Below are 9879 nucleotides of genomic sequence, written 5' to 3' on the forward strand. Positions count from 1 at the left end.
CGTCCGAGGCATCCACATCAACTGGACACAAGTACTACCAACCGCCCAACGAGTCCCCCTACCCACCTACGCATTCCAACACCAACGCTACTGGCCCAAGCCCACCCACCCGACCAGCAATGCGGACACGGCCGACGGCGCGCTTTGGTCGGCGATCGACGAGGGTGACGCGGACACGCTGGCCGAGGATCTGGCCGTGGACAAGGACCTGCTGGAGCAGGTGCTACCCGCGCTGTCCTCGTGGCGTCGGCGCAGCCGCGCCAACGCCCAGCTGGACAGCTGGCGCTACCGGGTCACCTGGACACCCGTGCCCGGTGCCGAGCCGCGCACGTCCGGTCGGCTGCTCGTGGTCGTACCGGCTGTGCAGGCGGCCGAGGACCGGATGCGCTCGGTACTGGCCGGACTGGCCGCGCGGGGTGCGGACGTCGTGCCGGTCGAGGCCACCGACCTCACTCGGGACAGTCTGGCCGAGGTGCTCGACGGGTCCGAGAACGCGGACTGGGTTGTCTCCTTGCTGTCCTGGGAAGTCGAGGGCGAGCCCGCCGCCGGCACGACCGCGCTCGTCCAGGCGCTGGCCGACCGGGGCATCACCGCGCCACTGTGGTGCGTGACCTCGGGCGCGGTCAGCGTTGCGAATGAGGCCGCCGAACCGGAGCAGGCCGCCGTGTGGGGTCTGGGCGGGGTGTTGGCGCTGGACGGGCCGGACACCTTCGGCGGACTGGTCGACCTGCCCGCCGGCGAGCTGTCCGAGGACACGCTCGACCTGTTGACCGCTGCGCTCGGCGCCCCCGGCGGAGAGGACCAGCTGGCCGTCCGGGACGGGAAGCTGCACGCTCGACGCCTGGTTCGAGAGTCCTCGGGCGGCCGGGAGTGGATCCCGCGTGGAACGGTCCTGGTCACCGGAGGCACCGGTGGGCTGGGCACGCATGTGGCCCGTTGGCTGGCCGGAAACGGCGCTGCACACATCGTTCTGGCCAGCCGCAAGGGTCCGGACGCCTTGGGCGCGACCGAACTGGCCGCCGAGGTCGAGACGCTCGGCGCGCTGTGCACGATCGTGGCCTGCGACATCTCCGACACGGACGCGCTGGCGGCCGTCATCGCCGAGGCCGAGCGGAACGAGCCGCTGTCGGCCGTCGTGCACACCGCCGGGGCCGGGCTGGCCGCCACGCCGGTCACCGAACTGACCGTCGAGCAGTACTCGGCCGTGACCCGAGGCAAGGTCGAGGGCGCCCGAGTACTCGACCGGCTGCTGGGCGACCGGGAACTGGACGCGTTCGTGCTGTTCTCCTCCGGCGCGGCCGTATGGGGGAGCGGCGGGCAAGCCCCGTACGCGGCGGCCAACGCCCACCTGGACGGGCTGGCCGCGAACCGGCGGGCCCGCGGCCAGGTGGCCACCTCGGTGGCGTGGGGCGGCTGGGGCGGCGGCCACGGCATGATCGGTGACGGCGAGGACGAGCAGTGGCGGCGCATCGGCATCCGCCCGATGGACCCGGCGCTGGCCGTGCGCGGGATGGCACTGGCCGTCGGCACCGGGCGGACGACGACCGTGGTCGCGGACATCGACTGGGAGCGGTTCGTCCCCGGCTACACGATGACCCGCGAACGGCCGCTGCTGCGCGAACTGCCCGAGGTCACCGCGCTGCTGACCGAACCGGCCGAGGCCGCGACCGACAGCGGTGACGTCCGGGCGCAGCTGGTGGCCAGGCTGACCGGGCTGTCCCCGGCCGAGCAGGAGGAACTGCTGGCCGGGCTGGTGCAGGCCGAGACGGCGGCGGTGCTCGGGCACAGCAACGCCGAGGCGGTCGAGCGGGACCGGGCGTTCAAGGACACCGGGTTCGACTCGGTAACCGCCGTCGAGCTGCGCAACCGGTTGAACGCGCTGACCGGCCTGCGGCTGGCCCCGACCGTCGTGTTCGACCACCCGAAGCCCACCGTGCTGGCCCGCGCGCTGCGCGCCGAGCTCGCCCCGGCCACGGCGGTCACGGGTGGCACGGTGACCGCCGCCGAGGTGGCCGACTGGGAGGACGACATCCGCCGGGCGCTGGCCTCGGTGCCGCTGGCCAGGTTCGAGGAACTGGGTGTGCTGGACGTGCTGCTGAGCGTCGCGGGCCCGGCCGCCGAGCCGGAGCGCGGCGAAGTGGACGAGGAACTGAACGCCATCGCGGGGCTGGACCTCGCCGGACTGGTCCAGCGGGCGATGCGCGACACGAGCGACCGAAAAGACTGAAGTCCAGAATGCGGAGCGGAGCGGACATGAGCACGGGCACATCGCCGGAGAGCGTCGTCAACGCACTGCGGACCTCGTTGACGGACAACGAGAAGCTGCGGCGCGAGAACGAACGGCTCGTCGCCGAGTCCAGGGAGCCGGTGGGGATCGTGTCCATGGCGTGCCGGCTGCCCGGTGGGGTGAGCGATCCCGAGTCGCTGTGGGAGCTGGTGCGCGCGGGGCGGGACGCGATCGGTCCGTTCCCGGCCGACCGCGGTTGGGACCTGGCCACGCTGTTTGACGACGACCAGGACGCCACTGGCACCTCCTACGTCCGGGAGGCCGGTTTCCTGGCGGACGCCGGCGGGTTCGACGCCGGGTTCTTCGGGATCTCCCCGCGTGAGGCCCTGGCGATGGACCCGCAGCAGCGGCTGCTGCTGGAGGTCGCGTGGGAGACCTTCGAGCGCGCGGGCATCGACCCGAGGTCGTTGGAGGGTCGGGATGTCGCCGTGTTCGCAGGCAGCAACCCGCAGGGCTACGGCAGTGGGCCCGGTGACGCGCCGGAGGGCATGGAGGGCTTCCTTGGCGTCAACGCCTCCGCGTCCGTCATCTCCGGGCGGGTCTCGTACACGCTGGGCCTGACTGGTCCGGCGGTCACCGTCGACACCGCGTGCTCCTCCTCGCTGGTGGCGATTCACCTCGCGGTGCGGGCGCTGCGGGCGCGGGAGTGCTCAATGGCACTCGCGGGCGGGGTGACCGTGATGGGTCAGCCGACCGCGTTCGTGGAGTTCTCCCGGCAGCGAGGGTTGGCCCCGGACGGCCGGTGCAAGTCCTTCGGCGAGGGCGCTGACGGCACCGTGTGGTCCGAGGGCGCGGGTCTGCTTCTGCTGGAGCGGCTATCGGATGCGAAGGCGAACGGGCACGAAATCCTCGCGGTGATCCGGGGTTCGGCGGTGAACCAGGACGGCGCGTCCAACGGGCTGACCGCGCCGAACGGCCCGTCGCAGGAGCGGGTCATCCGGGCCGCACTGGCCAACGGTCGACTCGGCCTGGCCGACGTGGACGTGGTCGAGGCGCACGGCACCGGGACCAGGCTGGGTGACCCGATCGAGGCGAGCGCGCTTCTGGCCACCTACGGCCGCGAGCGGCCCACCGACCGGCCGCTGTGGCTGGGCTCGGTGAAGTCCAATCTCGGGCACGCCCAGTCGGCGTCCGGAGTGGCTGGGGTGATCAAGATGGTGCAGGCGATCCGGCACGGGGTGCTCCCCCGCACCCTGTACGCGGACACCCCAACGCCGAACGTGGACTGGGCCGCTGGTGCGGTCGAACTCCTTACCCAGGAACAGGTCTGGCCGGAGACCGGCCGGGCACGCCGGGCGGCGGTGTCCTCATTCGGGGTCAGTGGCACGAACGCGCACGTGATCGTCGAGCAGGCTCCTGGCGAGCCAGTTCCCGCACCGAGCGTGGACGACCGGCCGGCCACCGAGCCCGGACCCGTTGCCACGGGCGGAATCGTGCCACTGATGTTGTCCGCCCGCAGTGCAGCCGCGCTGGCCGAGCAGGCCGCCCGGCTGCGGGACCACCTGGCCGCCGGTGCTCCGCTGCTGGACACCGCGTGGTCGCTCGCCACGACCCGGTCCACACTGGAGCACCGCGCTGTAGTGCTGTCCGAGGATGCCCTGGCCGCTCTCGCCGAGGGTCGCACCGAGCGCACGGTCGTCACCGGCGAGGTACTGACCGGAAAGACGGCGGTGCTGTTCACCGGGCAGGGCAGTCAGCGCGCCGGGGCCGGTCGGGAACTGCACGCGCGGTTCCCGGTCTTCGCGCGGGCGTTCGACGCAGCCTGTGCCGCCGTCGGTGACCTGCCGACCGGTGACGGTTCGGCGATCGGCCTCGCCGAGGTGGCGTTGGGCGAACCAGGCGCGCTGCTGAACACCACCGCGTTCACCCAGCCGGCCCTGTTTGCTCTGGAAGTGGCGTTGTTCCGGCTGGTCGAGGCCTGGGGCGTGCGACCGGCTTTCCTTGCCGGGCACTCGATCGGTGAGATCGCCGCCGCGCACGTGTCCGGGGTGCTGTCGCTGGAGGACGCGGCCACGCTCGTGCGCGCTCGAGGCCATCTCATGCAGGCCCTGCCCACCGGTGGCGCGATGGTCGCGGTGGAAGCGACCGAGGACGAGGTCACCCCGCTGCTCGTCGGGCAGGAGGATCGGGTCGCGCTCGCGGCCGTCAACGGGCCGACTTCCGTTGTGCTGTCCGGCGATGAGGACGCGGTCACCGCCGTCGCCGAGCAGTTCGCGGCGCAGGGTCGACGCACCAAGCGCCTGACCGTCTCGCGCGCGTTCCACTCTCCCCGGATGGACCCAATTCTGGACGATTTCCGTGCTGTGGCAACGAACCTGACCTACTCCCCGGCCCGCATTCCGGTCCTGTCCACGCTGACCGGTGAGGTCGCGGACCTGGGTTCGGCCGACTACTGGGTGCGGCATGCCCGGGGCACGGTCCGGTTCCTCGACGGGCTGCGCGCGCTGGCTGCCTCCGGAGTGCGGACGTTCCTGGAACTGGGCCCGGAGGGTGTGCTCACCGCTGCGGGCGCGGATTGCCTGCCGGAAGCCGTGTTCGTGCCGACCCTGCGCGCGGACGTCCCCGAAGTGCAGGCCGTGCTTGCCGGTGTGGCGGGTCTGCACGTGCGCGGCGCGACCGTCGACTGGGGTCCGCTGTTCGCGGGTACCGGCGCGCGGCAGACCACTCTGCCGATGTACGCGTTCCAGCACGAGCACTACTGGCTCACTCGCGCGGCGAAGACCACCGACGTCGGCGCTGTCGGTCTGTACGAGGCGAAGCACCCGCTGCTGGGTGCAGTGGTCGCGCTGCCGGAGACCGGTGGGGTACAGCTGAGCGGGCGGTTGTCCGCGACCGCTCAGCCGTGGCTGACTCAGCACGTCGTGTCCGGGACCGCGCTCGTGCCGGGCACCGCGCTGGTCGAACTGGCCGTCCGGGCGGGCGACGAGACCGGTACGCCGGTCGTGGAGGAACTGGTCATCGGCCGTCCGATGCCGCTCCCCGAGGGCAGCGCGCTGAGCGTTCAGGTCGTGGTGGGCGCGGAGCTCGACGGCCGCCGATCGGTGCGCATCTACTCCCGTACCGACACCACGGCCGACTGGGTCGAGCACGCCACCGGCACTGTCGCCCCGCTCGCGCACACCCCGACCGCCGAGCTGCCCGCCGAGTGGCCGCCCGCTGGTGCCGAAGTGATCGACACTGACGGGTTCTACGGCCGGCTCGCCGCGGGCGGTTACGCCTACGGCCCGGTGTTCAGCGGCCTGCACACCGCGTGGAACCGCAACGGTGAGGTGTTCGCGGACGTCGCCCTGCCGGAGGGAACCGAGGCCGAACAGTTCGGCATCCACCCCGCGCTGCTCGACGCTGCCCTGCACGCGACCCACTTCTGTCAGCAGGACGGCCAGGAACGCCCGGCCGGGCTGCAGCCGTTCGCGTGGAACGGGGTGCGACTGCACGCCAGTGGCGCCAGCACGGTCCGCGTGCACGCCCGCGCCGCCGATGACGGCGTCACCGTGCGCCTGTTCGACACCGCCGGACACCCGGTCGCAGACGTCGACACGCTCACGTTCCGTGCCGCCGAGCCGATCGCCGCCGGCGTTCCGGACGGGCTGTGGACTGTCGAGTGGACCGAACACCTGCTGTCCGGGGAAAGCCCCGCCAGCCCGACCATTGTGGACACTCGCGGACTGGACGTTCCCGCTGACGGGCCGGAGCGCGCCCGCGCCCTGACCGCACACGTGCTCGCGGCGATCCAGGAGTCGGACGCCCAGCTGGCCGTCATCACGACCGGTGCCGTGGCCGTGCACACCGACGGTGAGGTCACCGATCCGGCAGCGGCCGCGGTGTGGGGCCTGGTGCGCACCGCGCAGTCGGAGAACCCAGGTCGGGTGCTGCTGGTCGACGCCGAACCCGGTGCCGACGTCCGTTCGGCGTTCACGTCCACCGAACCGCAGCTCGCGCTGCGCGCTGGTACCGCGTACGTGCCCAGGCTGACTCGGGCCCGCGCCGCGCTGTCCGTGCCGCGCACGTCGTCCTGGCAGCTGGGCAACGACCGGCCGGGCACGCTCGACGCGCTTGCGCTGACCCCGGACCAGTCCGGCACGGCCGCGCTGGAACCGGGTCAGGTTCGCATCGAGGTGCGGGCCGCCGGACTGAACTTCCGCGACGTGCTGGTAACTCTGGGCATGTACCCGGGTCGTGCGGTGATCGGCACCGAGGGTGCCGGTGTGGTCGTCGAGGTCGGGCCGGACGCGGGTGACCTGGCCGTTGGCGACCGGGTGATGGGCATGTTCCCTGGCGCGTACGGGCCGCTGGCGATCGCCGACCATCGAACGGTCGTCCGGATGCCAGAAGGCTGGTCGTTCGCCACGGGCGCCGGGGTGCCGATCGCGTTCCTCACCGCTCTGTACGGCCTCCAGGACCTCGGCCACCTCGCGACCGGGCAAACCGTGCTCGTGCACGCCGCCGCCGGTGGCGTCGGTATGGCGGCCGTGCAGCTCGCGCAGGCGTTCGGGGCCACGGTCCTGGGCACCGCGCACCCGAGCAAGCACGCCGTGCTGGAGCGTCTGGGCGTCCCGGCCGGACAGCTGTCCTCCAGCCGCGATCTGACCTACGCCAACACTTTCCGTGGTGTGGACGTCGTGCTTAACTCGCTGACTGGTGAGCACATCGACGCTTCGCTGAACCTGCTGGGCGACGGCGGCCGGTTCCTGGAGATGGGCAAGACCGACCTGCGTGAGCTGGACGAGGTCGCGTCCGCGCACCCCGGCGTCACCTACCGGGTGTTCGACCTGGGTGGGGAGGCATCCGCCGACCGGGTCCAGGAGTTGTTGGCCCAGCTGGTCGAGCTGTTCGAGGCGGGCACGATCCGTCCGCTGCCCACCTCGGCGTGGGAGATCACCCGCGCGCCCGAGGCGTTCGGCTGGATGAGCCGGGGTCGACACGTCGGCAAGATCGTGCTGACCGTTCCGCGTGCCCTCGACCCTGAGGGCACGGTCCTGGTCACCGGCGGCACGGGTTCGCTGGGAGCGCTGGCCGCCCGGCACCTGGTCGCCGCGCACGGTGCACAGCATCTGCTACTGGTCTCCCGCCGAGGCCAGGACGCGCCCGGTGCAGCGGAACTGGCCGCAGAGCTCGGGGTAGACGTGCGCATCGCGGCCTGCGACCTGGCGAACCGGGACGCCGTGGCCGGTCTGCTCGACTCGATCCCGGCCGAGCACCCGCTCACTGCTGTCGTGCACACCGCAGGCGCGCTGGACGACGGTTTGCTCAGCGCGCAGACCCCGGAGCGCCTGGACACGGTCTTCCGGCCCAAGATCGACGCGGTCACGCACCTGGACGCACTGACCCGCAACGACGACCTGGCGCTGTTCGCGGTGTACTCCTCGGCGGCCGGTGTGCTCGGTGGGGTCGGGCAGGCCAACTACGCCGCAGCGAACGCCTGGCTGGACGCACTGGCCCAGACCCGGCTCGCGGCCGGTCTGCCGGGCACGTCACTGGCCTGGGGCCTATGGGCGCAGGACGGCGGGATGACCGGCGCGCTGGGCAACGCCGACAACGACCGGATGCGCCGGGGCGGTATCTCCGCGCTAACCGCCGACGAGGGCATGGCCCTGTTCGACGCCGCCACGGCATCGGGTCGCGCGCTGCTCGTCCCAATGCGCATCGATCGCAGTGCACTGGACGCTGACGCACCCGTCCTGCTGCGCGGGCTGGCCAAACCGAGCCGACGGACCGCCACGGCCGCCCCCGTGGTCGGCGATGGCGGGCTCACCGCCCGGCTGACCACGCTCGACGGCCCAGGCCGGGAACGCCTGCTGGTCGAACTGATCCGAGAACAGGCCGCCGCCGTGCTGGGATTCGCGACCGTGGACGCGGTCTCCCCCGGCCGGGCGTTCCGCGACGCGGGTTTCGACTCGCTGACCGCCGTGGAACTGCGGAACCGGCTCGCCACGGCCACCGGCCTGCGACTGCCGGCCACCATGGTGTTCGACCACCCGACGCCGCTGGAGGCCGCCGCGCACCTACTGGCCGAACTGGGTGTCGGGGCGGCCCCGGCCGCCGCGCCGGTCGTGGTCGCCGCGCCGCTGGGCGAGGACCCGATCGTCGTGGTCGGCATGGGGTGCCGACTGCCCGGTGGCGTCACCTCCCCGGCGGACCTGTGGCGATTGGTCACCGAGGGCACCGACGCGATCGGGCCGTTCCCGAACGACCGAGGCTGGGACCTGGACTCGCTGTTCGACCCGGACCCCGACGCCGTGGGCAAGTCCTACGTCAGCGAGGGTGGGTTCCTGGCCGACGCCGGCGGGTTCGACGCGAAGTTCTTCGGGATCTCCCCGCTTGAGGCCCTGGCGATGGACCCGCAGCAGCGGCTGCTGCTGGAGGTCGCGTGGGAAACCTTCGAGCAGGCCGGGATCGACTCGGCGGGTCTGCGTGGCCTGGATGTCGGCGTGTTCGCCGGCGCGAGCGGCCAGAACTACGGCAGCGGCCCCGGTCCGGTGCCCGAGGGCCTGGAGGGCCACCTCGGCGTGGGCGGCGCGACCAGTGTCGTGTCCGGCCGCATCTCCTACACGCTCGGGCTCAACGGCCCGGCACTGACGGTGGACACCGCGTGCTCCTCGTCACTGGTGGCGATCCACCTCGGCGTTCGGGCGTTGCGCTCGGGCGAGTGCTCGATGGCGCTGGCCGGTGGTGTGGCCGTGATGGGTGAGCCCACGGCGTTCGTGGAGTTCTCCCGCCAGCGCGGGCTGGCCCCGGACGGGCGCTGCAAGTCCTTCGGCGCCGAGGCCGACGGCACCACCTGGTCCGAGGGTGTGGGTCTGGTGCTGTTGGAGCGGCTGTCGGACGCCCGCGCCCGTGGGCACGAGATCCTGGCTGTGCTGCGCGGATCGGCGGTGAACCAAGACGGCGCGTCCAACGGGCTGACCGCCCCGAACGGGCCGTCCCAGCAGCGGGTCATCCAGGCCGCGCTGGCCGACGCCGGACTGCGACCATCCGATGTGGACGCTGTCGAGGCGCACGGCACCGGCACCACACTCGGCGACCCAATCGAGGCCCAGGCCGTGCTCGCCACCTACGGCCAGGATCGTGACCGGCCGCTATGGCTGGGTTCGCTGAAGTCCAACATCGGGCACGCCCAGGCGGCGGCCGGGGTGGCCAGCGTGATCAAGACCGTTTTGGCGCTCCAGCACGGGGTGCTCCCCCGCTCGCTGTTCGCGGACAACCCCACCCCCAAGGTCGACTGGACGGCCGGAGCGGTGGAACTGCTTGCCCAGCAACAGGAGTGGCCGGACACCGGCGCGCCGCGACGGGTCGGTGTATCCTCCTTCGGGGTGAGCGGCACGAACGCGCACGTCATCCTCGAACAGGCTCCTGACTCGGTCGACGTCCTGAACGAGGCTCCCGACGGCCTCAGCCCGTGGCTGCTGTCCGCCCGCACGCCGGAGGCGTTGGCCGGTCAGGCTGCCAGGCTGGCTGAGTACATGGCGGAGTTCGCCGGCCGGAACGTCGACCTGGGCTGGTCGCTGGCGACCACGCGGGCCGCGTTGGAGCAGCGGGCCGTGGTCATGGCTCGGGACACCGCGCACGGCCTGTCCGCAGTCCGGGCCCTCGCT

Annotated in this window: 2 protein-coding genes; both read left to right on the forward strand. The window is 72.4% G+C overall.

Annotation, left to right across the window (positions count from 1 at the left end; translation table 11 throughout):
- Positions 1 to 2227: SDR family NAD(P)-dependent oxidoreductase (locus tag AB0N03_RS51580; protein WP_364388819.1), on the forward strand; the 2227-nt coding region annotated here is incomplete at its 5' end.
- Positions 2228 to 2253: 26 nt separating this feature from the next.
- Positions 2254 to 9879, forward strand: a 7626-nt coding sequence (locus AB0N03_RS51585; RefSeq protein WP_364388821.1) for an SDR family NAD(P)-dependent oxidoreductase, incomplete at its 3' end; no start/stop codon positions are given.

The organism is Amycolatopsis sp. NPDC051061 (genome assembly GCF_040682935.1).
Classification (GTDB): Bacteria; Actinomycetota; Actinomycetes; order Mycobacteriales; family Pseudonocardiaceae; genus Amycolatopsis.